Source organism: Kluyvera fluvialis, assembly GCF_059725275.1.
Genome location: NZ_AP046142.1, coordinates 965,220 through 984,755, shown reverse-complemented (window position 1 = coordinate 984,755; position 19,536 = coordinate 965,220). Strand labels below are relative to the sequence as shown.

At 54.9% G+C, this 19,536-nt stretch carries 16 protein-coding genes and 1 pseudogene; 5 read left to right on the top strand and 12 right to left on the bottom strand.

The window, feature by feature from the left end; translation table 11 throughout:
• Positions 1-110: 110 nt before the first annotated feature.
• The 9 genes from recC to rppH form a co-directional block, all read right to left on the bottom strand.
• On the bottom strand, positions 111-3,479 hold the full coding sequence (gene recC, locus AC6I4B_RS04755; protein ID WP_497770000.1) for an exodeoxyribonuclease V subunit gamma: 3,369 nt from the start codon (positions 3,477-3,479) through the stop codon (positions 111-113).
• Positions 3,480-3,491: 12 nt separating this feature from the next.
• Positions 3,492-3,812 carry a prepilin-type N-terminal cleavage/methylation domain-containing protein gene (locus AC6I4B_RS04750; RefSeq protein ID WP_497769999.1) on the bottom strand — a complete coding sequence of 107 codons (321 nt, stop codon included), beginning with the start codon at positions 3,810-3,812 and terminating at the stop codon, positions 3,492-3,494.
• Positions 3,797-4,201, bottom strand: a complete 405-nt coding sequence (locus AC6I4B_RS04745) for a DUF2509 family protein (protein WP_497769998.1) — start codon at positions 4,199-4,201, stop codon at positions 3,797-3,799. The genes AC6I4B_RS04750 and AC6I4B_RS04745 overlap by 16 nt, the downstream gene beginning before the upstream one ends.
• A complete protein-coding gene (locus AC6I4B_RS04740; protein WP_497769996.1) occupies positions 4,198-4,752 on the bottom strand; it encodes a prepilin peptidase-dependent protein in 555 nt (184 codons plus the stop codon). The genes AC6I4B_RS04745 and AC6I4B_RS04740 overlap by 4 nt, the downstream gene beginning before the upstream one ends.
• Complete coding sequence (locus tag AC6I4B_RS04735) at positions 4,746-5,204, bottom strand: prepilin peptidase-dependent protein (RefSeq protein WP_497769995.1); 459 nt, start codon at positions 5,202-5,204, stop codon at positions 4,746-4,748. Before AC6I4B_RS04735 ends, AC6I4B_RS04740 begins: the two co-directional genes overlap by 7 nt.
• Before the next feature lie 191 nt (positions 5,205-5,395).
• Positions 5,396-6,190, bottom strand: coding sequence for a thymidylate synthase (gene thyA / locus AC6I4B_RS04730; protein WP_497769993.1), 795 nt, complete (start codon positions 6,188-6,190; stop codon positions 5,396-5,398).
• Between the two features lie 6 nt (positions 6,191-6,196).
• A complete protein-coding gene (gene lgt, locus AC6I4B_RS04725; RefSeq protein WP_497769992.1) occupies positions 6,197-7,069 on the bottom strand; it encodes a prolipoprotein diacylglyceryl transferase in 873 nt (290 codons plus the stop codon).
• Between the two features lie 483 nt (positions 7,070-7,552).
• A complete protein-coding gene (gene ptsP, locus AC6I4B_RS04720) occupies positions 7,553-9,799 on the bottom strand; it encodes a phosphoenolpyruvate--protein phosphotransferase (RefSeq protein WP_497769990.1) in 2,247 nt (748 codons plus the stop codon).
• A gap of 12 nt (positions 9,800-9,811) precedes the next feature.
• The gene (gene rppH, locus AC6I4B_RS04715) at positions 9,812-10,342 is read right to left on the bottom strand and encodes an RNA pyrophosphohydrolase (protein ID WP_497769989.1); all 531 of its coding nucleotides are present in this window, start codon (positions 10,340-10,342) and stop codon (positions 9,812-9,814) included.
• 684 nt (positions 10,343-11,026) lie between these two features.
• Between rppH and mutH the strand changes: the two genes are divergently transcribed.
• The 4 genes from mutH (at position 11,027) to AC6I4B_RS04695 (ending at position 14,141) form a co-directional block, all read left to right on the top strand.
• Positions 11,027-11,722, top strand: coding sequence for a DNA mismatch repair endonuclease MutH (gene mutH, locus AC6I4B_RS04710; protein WP_497769988.1), 696 nt, complete (start codon positions 11,027-11,029; stop codon positions 11,720-11,722).
• Positions 11,723-11,917: 195 nt separating this feature from the next.
• The gene (locus AC6I4B_RS04705) at positions 11,918-12,631 is read left to right on the top strand and encodes a TerC family protein (protein WP_497769986.1); all 714 of its coding nucleotides are present in this window, start codon (positions 11,918-11,920) and stop codon (positions 12,629-12,631) included.
• A gap of 124 nt (positions 12,632-12,755) precedes the next feature.
• Positions 12,756-12,974, top strand: a complete 219-nt coding sequence (locus AC6I4B_RS04700; protein ID WP_097162008.1) for a YgdI/YgdR family lipoprotein — start codon at positions 12,756-12,758, stop codon at positions 12,972-12,974.
• Between the two features lie 126 nt (positions 12,975-13,100).
• Complete coding sequence (locus AC6I4B_RS04695; RefSeq protein WP_497769984.1) at positions 13,101-14,141, top strand: NADP(H)-dependent aldo-keto reductase; 1,041 nt, start codon at positions 13,101-13,103, stop codon at positions 14,139-14,141.
• 377 nt (positions 14,142-14,518) lie between these two features.
• Here AC6I4B_RS04695 and lplT read toward each other — a convergent pair whose 3' ends face one another.
• Positions 14,519-15,709 (bottom strand): lysophospholipid transporter LplT, encoded by a 1,191-nt coding sequence (gene lplT / locus AC6I4B_RS04690; protein WP_497769982.1) that lies wholly within the window; start codon positions 15,707-15,709, stop codon positions 14,519-14,521.
• Entirely contained in the window at positions 15,702-17,861 is a 2,160-nt protein-coding gene (gene aas, locus AC6I4B_RS04685) for a bifunctional acyl-ACP--phospholipid O-acyltransferase/long-chain-fatty-acid--ACP ligase (protein ID WP_497769981.1), read from the bottom strand. The genes lplT and aas overlap by 8 nt, the downstream gene beginning before the upstream one ends.
• Before the next feature lie 412 nt (positions 17,862-18,273).
• Between aas and galR the strand changes: the two genes are divergently transcribed.
• A complete protein-coding gene (gene galR / locus AC6I4B_RS04680) occupies positions 18,274-19,290 on the top strand; it encodes an HTH-type transcriptional regulator GalR (RefSeq protein ID WP_497769979.1) in 1,017 nt (338 codons plus the stop codon).
• Here the strand turns inward: galR and AC6I4B_RS04675 are convergent.
• Positions 19,251-19,340: pseudogene (locus AC6I4B_RS04675) on the bottom strand (GNAT family N-acetyltransferase); the annotation flags it as partial. The gene galR and the pseudogene AC6I4B_RS04675 overlap by 40 nt on opposite strands.
• Positions 19,341-19,536 lie beyond the last annotated feature (196 nt).

Genomic DNA, 19,536 nt, shown 5'->3' with positions numbered 1-19,536 from the left:
ATTAACAAGTACTGCACTGAACGAGTCAGCGTGTTTCTATGGCACATCAGTCCGTGACGCAGTAGGCATAGTAATTGAACAGCCTGACTTGCGCAATTTATATACAATTTTTATGACTGATGAAAACGGAACACCGGCAGCAAATAGGGCGTTGTCTGCTCGATAATCGCCTCATATTGCGCAGGCTCAAGGCTGCGCCACAACCGCTGATACCAAACGTCGGCCCCTTCACCGCTGACCACCATATTGCCTTCATAGGCCTGCATAAACTTGCTGCGCGCTTTTTGCTGGCTGTCTTCGTCTTTTAAGATGGCATCATTTTCGGCATCGTAACAGGCTTTTATCCATGCGCCGCCGCTCTCTGGTAAAAACAGCAGCGGCTCGCACATGCCCTGGCGGTATCCGTTAACAAGCTGTACCAACCAGGCTTTTGCTTCGTCGGCGTCAAGCGGTGGGAAGCACCACTCGCCGTCTTTACGCAGCAGCAACCGGCTTTCACCTTTACCGCCGCTAGCACAGTAGACAAGGTGTTCCAGCCAAAGTTGCATCCCTTGAGAAACGCTAAGCAAAGAGGGCCGCCAGCGCAGCAGACCGTTGTCCTGAACCTGCGGTAACCAGCCTGTGATGTTAACGCCGTCACAATCAAGGTCGATTTCCATGCTTTGCCCGCTTCGGCGATGCTCAATCACTCGGTCTGCCAGCGCAGCCATCTCCTGGCGTTGAACCTCCCAGGCAATTTCACCAAACGGGCCATACGGCAACTCACCTGCCGCGCGATAACGACGGAACATCGGCTCATCGTCCTGCTGTTCAATCAGTGTGTTAAGCAACTGCTGATTAAGCTGATAACGGGTCAGCCCTTCTAAGGTGAACGGTTCGGTATCAGGAATGTCGCTCTCTTCCATGCGGAAATTCACCTGAAGACGCATCTGGAAAAAGGCGCGCACCGGATGCTGCCAGAAACGTTGCAACTGCTCCAGCGCCAGTGTGGTAAGCGGTAAAGGCTCCAGCGGCTGGATAAACTCGGAATGCGCTTGCCCCTGCTGGCTAGCTGCCGCCAGCCACTCCTGTGCATAGCTTTGCCGTTCACCTGGCTTAAAGTTATCGGCGTCGAACGGCATACGCGTATGCAAATGCATAATGTGTTCTTTGACTCGCCGTTCGCTTTCGTCGCAGTTAAGCGCTTCATCCCCTTCCAGACAGTGGCTTTGGCCGATGTAATCCAGCAGCTCTTGCACCAGCACCGAGGGATAACGCTCACTGTTGTCTTGAATAGAACGGCCGATATAGCTGATATAAAGTGATTTTTCAGCCGACATCAGCGCTTCGAGGAACAGGTAGCGGTCATCGTCACGGCGGCTACGGTCACCGCGCAGTGGTTTTTGACTCATCAGGTCAAAGCCCAGCGGCGCTAACGCCCGTGGGTAAACGCCATCGTTCATGCCCAACAGACAAACCACCTTGAACGGAATAGAACGCATCGGCATTAGGGTACAAATATTGATTGGCCCCGCGAGGAAGCGCTGACTGATACGCTCCAGATCCAGGCGCTGCGCCAGTTCATCACGCAGCAACGAGAGCGGTACTTCACCGGCATACTGCGACTGCACACCCTGAGCGATAATCGCCTGCCATTGCTGTTCAATCAGCGCCAACGCCGCTTCGGTGTCAGTATCCGGCAGGAAGAAGTCGTTGAGCATGTCGCGGCAAACCGGTAGCCATTCCGCCAGCGTTCGCGGCTGCGTCAGCACCTGACGCCAGCGGCTAAGCTGCATTAACAGTGAAGCCAAATGCCCAACCAGCTCGGCGATTAAACCGCTGGATTCATCATACGGTAGCACCTCTTGCCACTCGCCCTGGCTGCTTTCCATCGCATAGCCCAGCAGCATTCGCGTGAGGCCAAAACGCCAGGTATGCTGGCCGGTCGCCGGAAGATCCAGTTCGCGAACGTTATCGTCGTCCATCCCCCAGCGAACACCAGATTCATTCACCCACTGACGAAGGTGTAGCAAACCCGCTTCATCAATATTAAAGCGCGCCGCCAGTACCGGAACATCTAATAGCGCCAGCACGTCCTCACTAGTAAAGCGGCTGTCCGGCAGCGACAACAGGGTGATAAACGCCTGCATCGCTGGATGCGCCTGACGAGCCCGACGGTCAGAAATAGCGTACGGCAGATAACGTTCACCGGTCGCACTGCCGAACACCGCCTGGATAAACGGGCTGTAGCTGTCGATATCCGCCACCATCACGATAATGTCGCGCGGCGTTAGCGTTGGGTCGGCTTCCAGCATCGCCAGCAGACGGTCGTGCAGTATTTCGACTTCACGCTGCGGGCTGTGGCATACATGCACCGTCAGACTGCGGTCGTCCCGCGCCAGCGGGCGTTTGTCGCCACTATGGGCAAACTCCTGCGCCGTGCGGCCCGCCACGGCGGTATTTTTTAGCTCCAGCACGTCGTATTGAAGATTGTGCAGCAGGTTATCCGGCTCAATATCCACAAACGCATCCAGCTCCTGGTAGCGTTCCAGCCCAGCTAATAGGTAGATGTAGTCGCGCCCCAGCTTGCCCCAGGAAGCCAGCATCGGGTTGCCAACATCCTGCTCGCCATCGTCGTTAAATAAACTCGGCGCACTCTGCGTATCCTGAAACAGCGGTAGCTCACGTTGTTCGCGGTAGTGCCGGCGCTGGCGAGCCAGCAGCCGCGCCAGAAACGCGGGATCTTTGATGTCGCCCCAGTAGTAACGGCACGGGTTGGTGAACAGCACATAAATATCAACATGTTTACCCAGCGCCTGTAAGGCATGGAGATAAACCGGCGGCAGCGCCGAAATACCGCAAATAAACACGCGCGACGGTAGCCCTGCGGGCGGTTGGTCGCTATTTTCCAGCGTGTCGATAAAACGCTGATAAAGGTTCGCACGGTGCCACAACGGCTGGCCTAGCTCGGCGGTGTGTTCCACCAGCGCTTTCCACAGCGGCGCTTGCCACTGCTGCGCCTCACCCACGCCTTCGACCAGTTGCCCCGCTTGCCACTGCGTCAGCCATTGCGGGCGGTAAACCAGATACTGGTCATACAGGTCAGCCACGCGAGAAGCTAACTGGAACAGTTTGCGTTTGTCGGCGTCATCCGTCAGGTAATGGCGCAGCGGCGTAAATGCTTCATCATCCAGCATCGTGGGCAGCAGGGTCATCAACTTCCAGCTCATGCTCTGCTTATTGAATGCGCTCTCGGCTGGAATATCAGGCAGTACGCGAGTGAACATATCCCAGATAAAACTGGCCGGTAGCGGGAAGTCGATATTGGCAGCAATGCCGAAACGCGCCGAGAGCGTCATTTGCAGCCACTGCGCCATCCCGGTGCTTTGCACGAGGATCATTTCAGGTTCGAACGGGTCAGCCAGCCGGTCCTGTTCAACGATAAATTCCATTAATGCTTCCAGCACATCCAGACGGTTGGAGTGGTAGACCCGTAACATATTCGCTCCTGACTACTGACTGACCGGGCAATGCAGGCGTGACAATGTGCCCTGCTTACCCATAGGGGTGGTAATAGTAGCATTGATGCTGACACAACGTTGTGATGATGTCTGTAGGCGCTGGCTTCCCCATCCAACGGGTAAGGCGGCGGCCTGTAGCTGCGTTTGTGTCCAGGCGTAACGCCACATCTGCCGATACTGGTTCATCTGTACGCTACTGGTGGCTAAGGTGCGATAATAACCACCTAAGGCGGTAATGACACTTACCATCAGTAGCATGGCGAGTATCACCTCCGGCAGACTGAAACCGCGTGGTGTTAAGGGTTCTGGCATAACGTCACCTCCTTTAAGGGGCAAAAATCACTCCAGCCGTGTGGAGAAAAGCGAATACCGCTCGCCGTCCATCGCCCGGACTGCCAAAGCGAAAAAGCACCATACTGAGCAATCAGCAGTAGCGAGCCATCGGCAAAAAGCCGCAGGCAGACTCGGCTTTGCACATCATAGGGGCGGCATTGCACTCCGGTTTCAGCCAGCCACGGTTGCTGGGTTGCCCACAGCAAAGCGGTATGCACCCGCGCCGTGCTTTGCAGCGCGCGGCTTTCGTCAGTAACCATCGTCAGTTGTTGTCGCTGTGCCTGGTTCAGCCCTTGCAGCATTAGGCTTCCCAGTACCAGCAACATCAGCACCATCGCCAACGAAGAGACGCCGCGCTCGCGGTTCATAGGTTGTAGCCCGTTACACAATATTCAGCACGCGCCGTTGCGCCGTGCCCTGCCGTTGCCGAGAGCATCAGCGTTAGCGTCGGCGAATAGCCGTTTAGGGTCTGGCGAGTCACCTGAAAAGCGGTAACGGTCATGACCGCAGGGTCGGTCATTTTGTCCCAGCCGTTGCCCTCGCAGGAGGCCGCGCCGCGCAGTGTTTCCAGCGCACCGGATTTAAGGCGAAAGCCAATGCTGTCGGCGACATCAGGGGGCGAGGCCTCCCAGACGCCATTGCTGTTTCCATCCCAACGCACCACCACACACTGCCCTTGCTGCATGATTTGCAGCGGTTCACCCGCACAGCGTTCCGCACCACAATAGCCTGCGCGTTGCAGATGTTTTGCCACCGTATACAGCCGCTGCCAGAGGTCATCCTCCAGTGTTTGTTGCTGCGTTTGCATTAACACGCTGCGCTGCAATGCCGGTAAAAAACGTGATGCACCGAGCAATAAAATACTGCTGATAGCCATCGCAATCAGTACCTCCAGTAACGAGAACCCGCGCATTAGCATTGTGCCGTCTCGCACAGGCGGATTCGCCCCCAGCTTGAGATGACCACCGACCGACTCCCCGCTTCATTCGCCACCGTCACACTGCCCGCCCACGCAGTATTGCGCAGGCCAAAAAAGGCCAGATTGGGCGCGATGTTAGTTAGCTCCACCTCCGCCCACAGTGGCTGAAAAACGGCAGGGTTCCCCGCAGGGCAGCCCTCCAATAGTGCATCATCGGCGACCAGACACCAGCGCTGCTCCGCCCGATTAACCCGCAATCGACGATCGCGGTTATGCCAGTTCGCCTCATTGCGGATGTACACAAGGTAGTCGAGCAGCGCGCTGGCGGTTTGCCATAACCGTTGTTGCTGCTGCCAGCGTTGCCAACCGTACAGGCCCGAAGCGCTCAGAATAAGCACCATCGTAACAACGATTAAAGTTTCGATAAGGGTGTAGCCCTGTTCTCTGTTCATGACCACGAGTGTTCAATAAACCAGAACCAATGACGAGCAGCGTTTGGCGGTTTTACGAGGCGCTATCAGAGAAAGGTAGCGTGTTGCAGCGCATTACAAATAAACGTCGAGGAGGATCGTGAGAGAGATAAAAAAAACCGGCGCACATTGATTGGCACCGGTTTTCATCATAGAAAGGATTGCAGGAAGGATTAAATCGCCACTGGCGCTTTAATGCCAGGATGCGGGTCGTAGCCTTCAATTTCGAAGTCGTCAAAGCGGTAGTCGAAGATAGATTCCGGCTTACGTTTGATAACCAACTTCGGCAGTGCACGCGGTTCGCGGGTTAGCTGCAATGCGGTCTGTTCCATGTGGTTGCTGTACAGGTGCGTGTCGCCGCCCGTCCAGACAAAATCACCCACTTCCAGATCACACTGCTGCGCCATCATGTGCACCAGCAGCGCGTAGCTGGCGATGTTGAACGGCAGGCCGAGGAACACGTCGCAAGAGCGTTGATATAACTGGCAAGAGAGCTTGCCGTCGGCAACGTAGAACTGGAAGAACGCGTGGCACGGAGCCAGCGCCATTTTATCCAGCTCGCCCACGTTCCAGGCCGAAACGATAATACGGCGCGAGTCCGGGTCGTTTTTCAACTGGTTCAGTACGGTGGTGATTTGGTCGATATGACGGCCATCTGGCGTTGGCCATGCGCGCCACTGTTTGCCGTATACCGGGCCTAAGTCGCCGTTCTCATCGGCCCACTCGTCCCAGATACTGACGTTGTTTTCATGCAGGTAGGCCACGTTGGTGTCGCCCTGCAAGAACCACAGCAGTTCGTGGATAATCGAGCGCAGGTGGCAGCGCTTAGTGGTCACCAGCGGGAAACCATCTTGCAGGTTAAAGCGCATTTGGTGACCAAAGATAGAGACAGTACCCGTGCCGGTACGGTCATTTTTCTGGGTGCCCTCATCGAGCACCTTCTGCATCAGTTCTAGATACTGTTTCATGCTTCCTCAGGAGATCTGTTGCTGCGGACGGCGAAACGCCCAGACCATCATAATGATACCCGCAAGCACCATCGGAATCGAAAGAATCTGCCCCATGCTGATGTACTGAACCCATGCGCCGGTAAACTGCGCATCCGGCTGGCGGAAGAATTCAGAGATAATACGGAACAGGCCATAGCCAATCAGGAACAGGCCGGAGACCGAGCCGGTTGGGCGAGGCTTGCGAATAAAGAAGTTGAGGATCAGGAACAGCACAACCCCTTCCAGCGCCATTTCGTACAACTGGGAAGCGTGGCGCGGCAGTGAGCCGTAGGTATCAAACAGCGTTTGCCATTCAGGATGAGACGGCAGCAGCGCGATATCTTCCGCGCGCGAGCCAGGGAACAGCATGGTGTAGTGGAAACTTGGATCGACGCGGCCCCACAGTTCACCGTTGATAAAGTTCCCCAGACGACCACAACCTAAGCCGAATGGGATCAGCGGTGCGATGAAATCGGAAACCTGGAAGAACGTGCGTTTGGTGCGACGGGCGAAGATTATCATCACCACAATCACCCCAATCAGCCCGCCGTGGAAGGACATGCCGCCATCCCAGACGCGGAACAGATACAGCGGATCTTGCAGGAACGAGTCGAAGTTGTAGAACATCACATAGCCGATGCGCCCACCAAGGAATACCCCAAGGAAGCCCGCGTACAGCAGGTTTTCAACTTCATTTTTCGTCCAGCCGCTGTTGGGGCGGTTTGCACGGCGTGTTGCCAGCCACATCGCGAAGATGAAGCCCACAAGATACATCATGCCATACCAATGCAGGGAGACTGGGCCCAGGGAGAAAATTACCGGATCAAAGTCCGGGAAACGCAGATAACCACTATTCATCTGTCACCACAAATGCTTGTTATTCCGCCGGAAGTGGACAGCGGTAGAGATGCGCGCCTGATGCTTCAGGCGCTCCAAAGTGGCGAATGATAGCATAAGGGGGATAGGAGGTGATGCCAGGAAGATGTAAAAGATATGTATAAGCGGAGGTCGCCGGTGGGGTTTGGTGCATTGCCTGATGGCGCTGCGCTTATCAGGCCTACGGCGTGCAAATCTGTAGGCCGGATAAGGCGTTTACGCCGCCATCCGGCAGGGGCTGGCGCATTGCCTGATGGCGCTGCGCTTATCAGGCCTACGGTGTGCGAATTTGTAGGCCGGATAAGGCGTTTACGCCGCCATCCGGCAGGGGTTGGTGCATTGCCTGATGGCGCTGCGCTTATCAGGCCTACGGTGTGCGAGTTTGTAGGCCGGATAAGGCGTTTACGCCGCCATCCGGCAGGGGTTGGCGCATTGCCTGATGGCGCTGCGCTTATCAGGCCTACGCTACAAGCCGCCGCGAATCAGGCCGCCAAGGCCACGACGCTCCATAAATGCCGCCACTTGATGGCGCACTTCGGTCGCCATCTGTGCGTCAAGGCTGCGTATCGCCAAGTTTTTAGCATCTTCGAGATCGATGTTACGCAGCAGATATTTCACGCGCGCCACCGAGCGACCGTTCATCGATAAATGACGGAAACCGAGGCCAACCAAAATCGTTACGCACATCGGGTCGCCCGCCATTTCACCGCACAGGCGTAAATCAATGCCGTAGCGCTCGGCTTCCTGCACAATCATCGACAGCACGCGAATCATGCCAGGATGCAGGCTGTCGTAAATATTCGCAACGCGAGTATTGTTACGATCCACCGCCAGTACGTACTGCGTCAGGTCGTTAGTCCCCACCGAGATAAAGTCGATGCGGTTTGCCAGATGCGGCAGCATAAAGACCATCGACGGCACTTCGAGCATGATTCCAATACGCGGTTTTGGAATAGCGTAACCAATCATCTCTTCCACTTCGCGACCGGCACGATCAATCAGGCGGCGGGCTTCGTCCACCTCATCAAGGCTCGTGACCATCGGCAGCAAAATGCTTAAGTTGCCGGTCGCCGCGTTGGCGCGCAGCATCGCTCGTACCTGCACCAGGAAGATCTCTGGCTGATCGAGCGTGATACGAATGCCGCGCCAGCCCAGACATGGATTTTCTTCGCTGATGGGCATATACGGCAGTTGTTTATCCGCCCCAACGTCGAGAGTACGCAGTGTCACCGGCTTGTCGTTGAACATCTGTAACATACCCTGATACTGCGCCACTTGTTCTTCTTCCGACGGGAAACCGCTTTGCAGCATAAACGGTATTTCGGTGCGATACAGGCCGATACCGTCGATGCGCCGCCCCAGTTTTTGCTCGTGCTCTGGGCTAAGGCCAGCATTGAGCATCACTTTGATGCGCTCGCCGCTTTTAAGCTCAGCCGGACGTTCTACATCTCCTTCCGCCAGGCGGCTGAGTTCGTTTTCTTCGCTGACCAGGCGCTGATATTCCTGAAGCAGGATCGGCTCTGGATCTATCAATAATTCGCCGCGATAGCCGTCTACTACCAGCGTACGTCCGTGAAGGATCGACGGTTGGATATCCGCGCCCATCACCGTTGGCACCCCCATCGCACGCACCATAATCGCCGCGTGGGAGTTAGCCGCGCCATCGCGCACCACCACACCGGTTAAACGATCCTGCGGTACTTCAGCGAGCGTGGTAGCAGAGAGTTCATCGGCCACTAAAACAAAGCGCTCAGGCCAGGCGTTGGCCCCTTGCGTGGTGTCATCGAGGTGGAACAACAAACGCTGCCCCAGCGTCCGTAAATCGCCCGCGCGTTCTTTCAGATATCCGTCGCGCAGTGCGGCAAACTGTTCGGCAAATTTTTCGACAACTTTTCTTACCGCCCACTCGGCGACCGATCCTTTATCCACTTCCGCGAACAGCTCGCGGCGCAGGCTCGCGTCGGAAAGCAGGTGCGAGTAGAGGTCGAAAATAGCCGCAGTCTCTTTTTGCGCCCCGGCAGAGTAGCGTTTGCTATAGCGGCGAAACTCGTTCGCCGCCTCTTCCAGCGCGCCGGTCAGGCGCTCACGCTCTAGCGCGGTATCCAGCGATGAGGCTTCGTAAACTTGCTCCATCAGCGGCAGTGTGGCGTCCATCCACCCTTCGGCGATGGCGACGCCAGGTGAAGCTGGCAGCGCACGGATACGCGTTTGCCGATACTGACCAAACAGCGCGGCAAGCTGAGATTGAGAGAGGATAGCGGCCATTTGAGTGGCGAGCGTGACGAGGAAAGACTCTTCGCTTTCGTCAAACTGGCGTAGCTCACGCTGCTGTACCACCAGCACGCCCAGCAGTTGGCGGCGCTGAATAATAGGCACGCCAAGAAATGCGCGGAAGCGCTCTTCTTTTACCGAGGGGATATATTTATAGCTGGGGTGTTTTTGTGCATCAGCAAGGTTAATAGGCTCTGCCAGCCGACCAACCAGGCCAACAATGCCTTCGTCAAAGGCGAGCGTAATGGTACGACCGCGCGGTTTTTTCAGGCCACGGGTCGCCATCAGGTAAAAGCATCGTCGATCGTTGTCGGCGAGATAAACCGAACAAACTTCTGTCTCCATCGCCAGGCAGACATCGGTAACCAGAATATCCAGCGCCTCGTTCAAACGAGGCGCGCTTGCGACCTTCTCAACAATTTCGCGTAAGCGAGTGAGCATAATATGCGTGGCTTAACCTCTTTTACGTCGATAAGCTGCCGCGCTTTGCGGTTTTGGCGCGCTCTCCGCGAGCGCCATTACTACGCTGGCGAACTCTTTCATCACCCGGCGGTAGACATCGCGTTTAAACGAGACAACCTGACGCACCGGATACCAGTAACTCACCCAGCGCCAGCCATCAAATTCTGGCGTGCTGCTGGTTTGCATATTGATATCCGCATCATTGCCGATCAACTGCAAGAGAAACCACTTTTGTTTCTGGCCGATACAAACCGGCTTTGTGTCCCAACGCACCAAACGTTTTGGTAACTTATAACGCAACCAGTTTCGGGTCGAAGCGAGGATCCGTACATCCTTACGGCTTAGTCCGACTTCTTCGAACAGCTCTCGGTACATCGCCTGTTCGGGTGACTCTCCAGGATTAATGCCCCCTTGCGGGAATTGCCAGGAGTGCTGACCATAGCGTCTGGCCCACATAACCTGACCCTGACGGTTGCAAATTACAATACCTACATTTGGGCGGTAGCCATCGTCATCAATCACCGGACTACCTCAAAATAAGCTTCAATGTGAATGATTGTTTCACACTCGCTGGAAACGGTAAACCACTCTATTGCACTGCCTCATCTCGAATAACATTTGAATAACTCACAGTAATCATCAGAGTTATAAACAGCAAAGTGCGGTTATCACCGATTTTATTCACTTTTTCTGTGGATAGAGTTGTGAAGAAGTACGGAATTACCCAGGGAAAACCCAGAGTAGTCCGAATAATCTCATGTGAGCCTCTCACAGTAAAACGATATTTTTCATTATGTTATTATACTTAATCTTGATGCATTAGCGCATAACGTGATGATCATCACATAGGTGATCCTTCAATTGATGAAAGATCGAGCAACGTTGGTTTTATCCACAGATTGTGCCAACATCTTAGGCATGTTTTGTGCGAAAATTCGATTTTCGTCGCACGTCAAGGCTGTAAATTGAAACAGTAGTGAGGCTTGTCCCCAGTTATCCCATTTTTCTGTGGATAACATGGTGTAAGATCCTGTTCATTGTCAGTGACCAGAATTGGAAAACCTTTTTTTTCACCGTTTTTTTGATGAAAAACGTCAAAAAAAATCCATGTTTATCATGGTGTTGGTATGTTTACTCAGAAAAAGTTAAACTCTATCCACACCCAGCGAAATTATTGTTCATTTTTTAAGCAAAAGGCCCGTTAACATGTCAACCCTTGCTCCACTGTCGTCATCCCCGAAAACCCAGGCTGAACTGCTTGCTCAGGCACAGCGGCTGGCGGGGTATTCGTTGGGTGAGTTAGCGGCGATGGCGGGCATCACCACGCCGCGCGATTTAAAGCGCGATAAAGGCTGGATTGGCGTGCTGCTGGAAATTTGGCTGGGTGCAAGCGCGGGCAGTAAGCCAGAACAGGATTTCGCCGCGCTGGGCGTAGAGCTGAAAACTATCCCGATTGACCGCCAGGGTCGGCCGCTGGAAACCACTTTCGTCTGCGTCGCACCGCTAACCGGCAACTCAGGCGTCACTTGGGAAAACAGCCACGTTCGCCATAAGCTCAAGCGCGTACTGTGGATACCGGTGGAAGGCGAGCGCACCATTCCGCTGGCAGAACGCCGCGTCGGCGCACCACTGCTGTGGACACCTAACGCTGAGGAAGAAAACCAACTGCGGATGGACTGGGAAGAGTTAATGGACTTAATCGTACTTGGGCAAGTCGAGCGGATTACCGCCCGCCACGGCGAGGTTATGCAGTTGCGCCCGAAAGCCGCCAACAGCAAAGCATTAACCGAGGCCATCGGCGCACAGGGCCAGCCTATCATGACGCTGCCGCGCGGCTTCTATCTGAAAAAGAATTTCACCGCCGCGCTGCTGGCGCGTCACTTTATGCTTCAGGCGCATTAATTTTTTTGTCCTGCCGCGCTGCGGGATTATACTCGTCCTGCCGTCCGCTGTAAGTTCACTGGCTCCCTTCTGCTGTTCCCGGTCACCACAGGAATCCGTTTCTGGGAATTTGCTATGCCGGCACTCGGCTTCCGAACGGTACATTCAACATACTTCTATTGATGCATTCGTTTTTATTTTGGCAGGACTTATCTAATGTTATTTGCATGGATCACCGACCCCAACGCCTGGCTAGCGCTCGGCACTCTGACGCTGCTGGAGATAGTCCTGGGGATCGATAATATTATTTTTCTCTCGCTGGTTGTTGCTAAGCTTCCCACCGCACAACGCGCCCATGCCCGCCGCTTGGGCTTAATGGCGGCGATGGTGATGCGTCTGGCGTTGCTGGCCTCTATTGCCTGGGTGGTAAAACTCACTCACCCGCTGTTTACCGTGTTCGACCAGGCTATCTCGCTGCGTGATTTAATTCTGCTGCTCGGTGGCCTGTTCTTAATCTGGAAAGCCAGTAAAGAAATTCACGAATCTATCGAAGGCGAAGAGGAAGGGTTGAAAACCAACGTCCACTCGTTCCTCGGGGCTATCGTGCAGATTATGCTGCTGGATATCATCTTCAGTCTGGATTCGGTCATTACTGCCGTCGGCCTCTCTGACCATCTGTTTATCATGATGGCGGCGGTGATCATCGCGGTGGGTGTGATGATGTTTGCCGCAAGGCCGATTGGCGAGTTTGTTGATCGTCATCCGTCGGTAAAAATGCTGGCGCTGTCGTTTTTGATCCTCGTCGGCTTTACGCTGATCCTGGAGAGTTTCGACGTCCACGTACCAAAAGGTTACATCTATTTCGCGATGTTCTTCTCGATTGCCGTGGAAAGCCTTAATCTGCTGAGAAACAAGAAAAACCCGCTCTAATCATCGCTTCACAGCCCTCTTTTGGGGGCTGTGTCTGATTTTTTTAAGATTTTCCTGCTTTATGCTGTTCACGCGGTCGGTTATTACTAGACTATAGAAAGTGCGGCGTTGAAGGGGGATAACGATGACAAAATGGGCAGTATTGATTTCCGCAGTAGGTTTAGCGTTTGCCGTTTCCGGCTGTAGCAGCGATTACGTGATGGCGACAAAAGATGGCCGAATGATCCTGACTGACGGTAAACCAGAAGTCGATGATGACACCGGGCTTATCAGCTACGAAGATCAGCAAGGCAACAGAATGCAGATCAACCGTGACGATGTGTCGCAAATCATTAAACGATAAATGTAGAGGTCAGCCGCTTGCTGGCCTTTTTTTATTTTCTGCTTTCCCTTTTTCTCCCCCTCTGCCATTTTTATATTCCTTTGTCGGGACTCTTTCCCGACGCGGTCACTAAAAGGAAGCTGGCTTATGCACTACCACCGTATCCCCCACAGCTCACTTGAGATAAGCACCCTTGGGCTTGGTACAATGACGTTTGGTGAACAGAATAGCGAAGCCGACGCCCATGAACAGCTTGATTATGCGGTCAGTCAGGGTATCAACCTGATTGATGTCGCTGAGATGTATCCTGTACCTCCGCGCCCAGAAACGCAGGGGCTTACTGAGACTTACGTCGGCAATTGGCTGGCGAAACGCGGTAACCGCGAAAAGCTGGTTATCGCCTCTAAGGTCAGCGGCCCATCACGTAATAACGACAGCGGTATCCGCCCCAATCAGGCGCTGGATCGTAAAAACATTCGTGATGCCCTGCATAACAGCCTGAAGCGCCTGCAAACGGACTATCTCGACCTGTATCAGGTGCACTGGCCGCAGCGCCCGACCAACTGCTTTGGCAAGCTTGGTTACACTTGGGCGGATTCCGCGCCGGTGGTGTCGCTGCTGGAAACGCTGGAAGCGCTCACCGAATATCAACGCGCGGGTAAAATTCGCTATATCGGCGTGTCTAATGAAACAGCCTTTGGCGTGATGCGTTATCTGCATCTGGCGGATAAACATGACCTGCCACGCATCGTCACCATTCAAAACCCGTACAGCCTGGTTAACCGCAGCTACGAAGTGGCGCTGGCGGAAGTGAGCCAGTTCGAGGGCGTTGAACTGCTGGCCTATTCCTGCCTGGCGTTTGGCACGTTAACCGGGAAGTACCTTAACGGCGCGAAGCCTGCGGGCGCGCGTAATACTTTGTTTAGCCGCTTTACGCGCTACAGCGGTGAGCAGACGCAAAAAGCGGTTGCCGCTTATGTCGATATCGCCAAACGGCATAATCTCGACCCGGCACAAATGGCGCTGGCGTTCGTTCGCCGCCAGCCGTTTGTCGCCAGCACCCTGTTGGGGGCAACCACAATGGAGCAGTTGAAAACGAACGTTGAGAGCCTGCATCTGGAGTTGAGTGAAGAGGTTTTAGCGGAGATTGAAGCGGTGCATCAGGTTTATACCTACCCAGCACCGTAAAAATTGACCGCGTCTTGCCTGATGGCGCTGCGCTTATCAGGCCTACGGTGTGCGAACTTGTAGGCCGGATAAGGCGTTTACGCCGCCATCCGGCACGGTGACCGCCATTGCCTGATGGCGCTGCGCTTACCAGGCCTACGGAGTGCGAACTTGTAGGCCGGATAAGGCGTTTACGCCGCCATCCGGCACGGTGACTGCCATTGCCTGATGGCGCTGCGCTTATCAGGCCTACGGTGTGCAAACTTGTAGGCCGGATAAGGCGTTCACGCCGCCATCCGGCACGGTGACCGCCATTGCCTGATGGCGCTGCGCTTATCAGGCCGACGATGTGCAAACTTGTAGGCCGGATAAGGCGTTTACGCCGCCATCCGGCACGGTTACCGTTTGCCCCACAGCCACAGCACGATAATCGCCAGGGCAAACAACACGCCGAACCCAACGCCGACGCCAACAACAGGGATTCCCACGGCGACAGCCAGCGAGTACAGCCCGAGCATAATCAGCATCGCGCTGTTTTCACCGAGGTTTTGCACGGCAATCGCATTGCCGGAGCCGACGGTATGTTTACCGCGATCCTGTAACAGCGCGTTGAGCGGTACGACAAAAAAACCACCGCAAATGCCAATAATCAGCAGCAGCGCATAGGCCGGTAAAATGGCGTGTTGCAGCGCAAATATCGCGACCACCACGCCAATTAACACCCCAGCAGGCATACAGCGCGCCGCCGTATCCAGCGTCACCCACTTTGCCGCCGCCGCTGCCCCCGCCACAATCCCCACGGCAACCATCGCGTTCAGATAGGTTGGCGTAGCGTTATCGGTCAGCCCCAGCGCCAGCGGAACCCACAGCACCAGCAGGAAGCGCAGCGTAACGCCCGCGCCCCAAAACAGGCTAGTGCCCATCAACGAAAAACGCGTTTCACTGTTCTGCCACAGCACGTTGCAGGCCGTAAAAAAATGGTGGGTCATCGGGCGAAAACGCCAGGATTGCCCGGGACGCGCAGCGGGCAATTGTGGAATGAACACATTAGCTACCACCGCACCACCATACACCGTGGCACAAAGCACCAGTGCCGCGACAACATGCCAGTCCGCCACCACACCGCCCGCCACAGAGCCTATCAGAATCGCCGCAATGGTCGAGGCCTCCATCAACCCGTTAGCTTTCACTAACTTATCGCCGGTGGTTATCTCGCCCAAAATGCCATACTTCGCCGGAGAGTAGGCTGCCGCGCCAATCCCCACCAGCGTGTAGCCAATAAATGGATTCATGCCGACGCAAACCAGCGCCGCTCCCGCCAGCTTCAGGCCGTTGGCGAACATCATCACCCGGCCTTTGCTAAAGCTGTCGGCAATCTGGCCCACAAACGGCGCAAAAATAATGTAAGCGCCCACAAACACCATCTGTAAGACCGGCTGGCTCCAGTCTGGATAGAACTGCTGTTTCATCAGCGCCAACGTAGCGAACAGTAACGCGTTATCGCCAAACGCCGAGAGAAACTGGGCGGCAATCACCGCCATCATCCCTTTTGAGCAAAGAGAGGTGTTAGTGTGTACTGACTCACGCATTCGGCTGTTCCGTCTCTGCAACCATACTTTTAAGGGCGACGAAATCCGGTTTGCCGCTCCCCAACACCGGTAGCTGTTTCAGCCAACGGATATCGCGAGGAACCGCCAGCTCCGGCACGCCGTTAGCTCGCGCGTACTGCAATAGCTTGTCGCGGGTCAGTTCGTTATCGGTGGTAAACAGCACCAACGCCTCGCCTTTGCTGGCGTCAGTTTTCACCGCCGTCGCGTGCATTTTGTCCGGCGATACGCCCAGCGCCAACTGTTCAACTATCTCCAGCGACACCATCTCACCGGCAATTTTGGCAAAGCGTTTAGCACGCCCCTGAATTTGCACATAGCCCTGCGCGTCAAAAGCGACAATATCACCGGTGTCATACCAGCCGGATTCCAGCTCACCGTGCTGGTTTTCCGCCGTTGGCGCTTCCAGTACACCAGGATTTTCTACACGCAAGTAGCCCGACATCACGTTTGGCCCTTTCACCTGCAAACGTCCGCCCTGCTCAATACCCGGCACTTCCAACAGGCGCGCATCCATTCCCGGCAGAATACGCCCTACCGTGCCCGGTTTTGCCGCCATCGGTACGTTAATCGAAACCACCGGCGCGCATTCGGTCACGCCGTAGCCTTCCAGAATGCGCAGGCCAAATTTATCCTGCCACAGCGTTTTGGTGCTCTGTTGCAGTTTTTCCGCCCCCGCTACGACATAGCGTAGACGATAGAAATCATACGGGTTGGCGAATCGCGCGTAGTTCGCTAAGAAAGTCGATGTCCCGAACAGCACAGTACAGTTACGGTCATAAACCAGCTCCGGCACCATGCGATAGTGTAGCGGGCTGGGATAGAGAAACACCTGTGCGCCGGTCAGCAGTGGGGTCAACAGGCCGACCGTCAGGCCAAACGAGTGGAACAGCGGCAGCGCCGACATAAAACGGTCGCTGGCGGTAAAGTCGGCGATGGTTTTAATCTGTTCTACGTTCGCGAGGATGCTCTTATGGCTGTGCACCACCCCTTTCGGATGGCCTTCAGAACCCGAGGTAAAGAGGATAATCGCTGGGTCTTCCGGTTTTTGCGCCACCTGCGCCAGGCGTGGCATCAGTACGCGAGAGAAAATCCACAGCTTATCGGCGGGGGTGACATCGCCTTTTAAATCTTCGAGGAATACCCAGCGCACCTGCGTCAGTTGCTCGGTCAGAGGCCAAAGTTTGCCTTTATCAAGGAACGTGCGCGAGGTAAAAATAGTGCCGATTTGCGCGGCGGTAATGGCGCTTGTCAGCCCTTTAACGCCAGCGGTGTAGTTCATCATCGCCGGAATGCGCCCACGGGCAATAGCGCCGAAAATCACTGCCGCGCTGATCCCGGCGTTTGGCAGCATCAGGCCAATTTTCTCGCCCTTCTGGCTGTATTTTTCCAGAATACGCGCCACAAACAGCGTTTTGGTCAGCAGCTTGCGGTAGCTGTCCGGCTGGAAGTTGATATCTTCAACGCACGGTTTTTTCTCGCCAAAGCGATGCATCGCCGACAGCAGCGATTCATACAGCGTTTCCCGTGGGCGCACCGCCATGCGGGCTTCCATCATAATCTGGTGCAGCATTTCACCGGCAATTTTACGGCGATCGCGGGCGCGCGGCGCTTCTGGCATCGGTAGCGTCGTCGGCGGTAAAAGGTGCAGATGGATGCGCGGGAACAGGCGGCGTTTTACCAGCCCTTTCAGGCGGCTGAAGTAGCTCAGTTCCGCCCCTTCAATGCGCACCGGGATAATCGTCGCCCCCGACTTCGCCGCCACAAAGGCCGCGCCGTCGTAAATCTTCATCAGTGAACCCGAAACCGAAATACGCCCTTCCGGGAAAATAACCACCGGCCGACCTTGTTCAATCAGGCGCACCAGGTGTTTGATAGACATCGGCTTTGTCGGGTCGAGCGGGACGAAATCGATGATTGGCGTAAGCCAACGCATAAACCATTTTTGGGAAATAGAGGTATAGACGGCGAAAACCGGGCGAACGGGGAGAAACAGCGCCAGCAGAATGCCATCAATAAACGAGACATGGTTAGGGGCAATCAGCACTTTAGGCTGATTCAGCGCCTCGGTGTTACCGGTCATCCGAACTCTGAATAACACCTTGAAAAGTTGACGAAAGAAACAGAGAAGCATACCAACTCCTTTTGCCGTAGTTTTTGTCATTGCAGGGTACACGAGAAAACGCCGGAAAAGCAGTGGGCAGAAGGGACGAAGAAAAAAAAACCTGCGCATCTGCGCAGGTTGGTGTAATTAAGCGGTCAGCCCGTAAAGGCGACTTCACCTATCAATACCTCTGGGATATTCAGATTACCAATGGGGCTAGCCTCTCCTCCAGCGGTCATTCGCAACAGCACTTCGCAAAGTGTAAGCAAACATTTGAATAATCACGTTTGATTGCAAATCACTGTGTAACTCTCTCACAGCAGGCTGTTTGCACGGCAGATTTGTGCATTTCTCCACAGAGTCATCCTTGAATAGCACAGGGATTTCCGTAACACTGGTATGGTGTAAGCGTTTACCCTCTGAAATTTCATTAAGGCATATTATGGCGACAATAAAAGATGTGGCCCGGCTGGCAGGCGTTTCCGTCGCGACCGTGTCCCGCGTCATCAATAATTCCCCCAAAGCCAGCGATGCCTCGCGCCAGGCCGTTTTCACGGCAATGGAAACACTCAACTATCACCCAAATGCCAATGCTCGCGCGCTGGCGCAGCAGTCAACCGAAACCGTCGGCTTAGTGGTGGGCGATGTTTCCGACCCATTTTTCGGCGCGATGGTAAAAGCCGTCGAGCAGGTGGCCTATAACACCGGTAATTTTTTGTTGATTGGCAATGGCTACCATAACGAGATGAAAGAGCGCCAGGCTATTGAACAGTTGATTCGCCACCGCTGCGCGGCATTAGTGGTACACGCGAAGCTGATCCCTGACGCCGAGCTGGCGGATCTGATGAAACAGATCCCAGGAATGGTGCTGATTAACCGTATTCTGCCCGGTTTTGAACAGCGCTGCGTGGCGCTGGATGACCGCTACGGAGCCTGGCTGGCGACGCGCCATCTCATTCAGCAGGGGCATACCCGCATTGGTTATATTTGCTCAAACCACTCCATTTCAGATGCGGAAGACCGCCTACAGGGCTATTACGATGCGCTGAAAGAGAACGGCCTGCCGTGTAACGACCGCTTAGTAACCTTTGCGGAGCCGGACGAAAGCGGCGGCGAGCTGGCGATGACTGAGCTGCTTGGGCGCGGCAAACAGTTTACCGCCGTGGCCTGCTACAACGATTCGATGGCGGCAGGCGCGATGGGCGTGCTCAACGATAACGGTATCGACGTGCCGCAGGAAATTTCGCTGATTGGCTTCGATGACGTGTTGGTTTCACGCTATGTGCGCCCGCGTTTGACCACCATCCGTTACCCCATCATTACGATGGCGACTCAGGCCGCCGAGCTTGCGTTGGCGCTGGCGGAGAAAAAACCGCTGCCGGATATTACTCACCTGTTCAGCCCTACGCTGGTGCGCCGTCACTCGGTGATTGCGCCATCCGACGCGCCTAAAGCATAGCGATACAGATGCACGGTGGTGTCCGGGTAGTCGAGGGCATCACCGATGTACTAACTCACGCGGCAGCCCTTCACCAAACGCTTGCCACGGCCAGTCGCTCGCCTGTTGCGTATACTGCGGCACAGCATACAGTGGCTGAATGGCCATAATATGTCCTTCATTCCGTTGGTTTTCATTAACCATATCAATGATGAATAATTCAGTTATACATTGTATAAATTCTTCCCCGCGTCGCTAAAAAGCGTG

Excerpts from the sequence above, each read along its gene's own strand:
- recC (WP_497770000.1), bottom strand. The coding sequence starts at position 3,479 with ATGTTACGGGTCTACCACTCCAACCGTCTGGATGTGCTGGAAGCATTA.
- AC6I4B_RS04750 (WP_497769999.1), bottom strand. The coding sequence starts at position 3,812 with ATGCCAGAACCCTTAACACCACGCGGTTTCAGTCTGCCGGAGGTGATA.
- AC6I4B_RS04745 (WP_497769998.1), bottom strand. The coding sequence starts at position 4,201 with ATGAACCGCGAGCGCGGCGTCTCTTCGTTGGCGATGGTGCTGATGTTG.
- AC6I4B_RS04740 (WP_497769996.1), bottom strand. The coding sequence starts at position 4,752 with ATGCTAATGCGCGGGTTCTCGTTACTGGAGGTACTGATTGCGATGGCT.
- AC6I4B_RS04735 (WP_497769995.1), bottom strand. The coding sequence starts at position 5,204 with ATGAACAGAGAACAGGGCTACACCCTTATCGAAACTTTAATCGTTGTT.
- thyA (WP_497769993.1), bottom strand. The coding sequence starts at position 6,190 with ATGAAACAGTATCTAGAACTGATGCAGAAGGTGCTCGATGAGGGCACC.
- lgt (WP_497769992.1), bottom strand. The coding sequence starts at position 7,069 with ATGAATAGTGGTTATCTGCGTTTCCCGGACTTTGATCCGGTAATTTTC.
- ptsP (WP_497769990.1), bottom strand. The coding sequence starts at position 9,799 with ATGCTCACTCGCTTACGCGAAATTGTTGAGAAGGTCGCAAGCGCGCCT.
- mutH (WP_497769988.1), top strand. The coding sequence starts at position 11,027 with ATGTCAACCCTTGCTCCACTGTCGTCATCCCCGAAAACCCAGGCTGAA.
- AC6I4B_RS04705 (WP_497769986.1), top strand. The coding sequence starts at position 11,918 with ATGTTATTTGCATGGATCACCGACCCCAACGCCTGGCTAGCGCTCGGC.
- AC6I4B_RS04700 (WP_097162008.1), top strand. The coding sequence starts at position 12,756 with ATGACAAAATGGGCAGTATTGATTTCCGCAGTAGGTTTAGCGTTTGCC.
- AC6I4B_RS04695 (WP_497769984.1), top strand. The coding sequence starts at position 13,101 with ATGCACTACCACCGTATCCCCCACAGCTCACTTGAGATAAGCACCCTT.
- lplT (WP_497769982.1), bottom strand. The coding sequence starts at position 15,709 with ATGCGTGAGTCAGTACACACTAACACCTCTCTTTGCTCAAAAGGGATG.
- aas (WP_497769981.1), bottom strand. The coding sequence starts at position 17,861 with ATGCTTCTCTGTTTCTTTCGTCAACTTTTCAAGGTGTTATTCAGAGTT.
- galR (WP_497769979.1), top strand. The coding sequence starts at position 18,274 with ATGGCGACAATAAAAGATGTGGCCCGGCTGGCAGGCGTTTCCGTCGCG.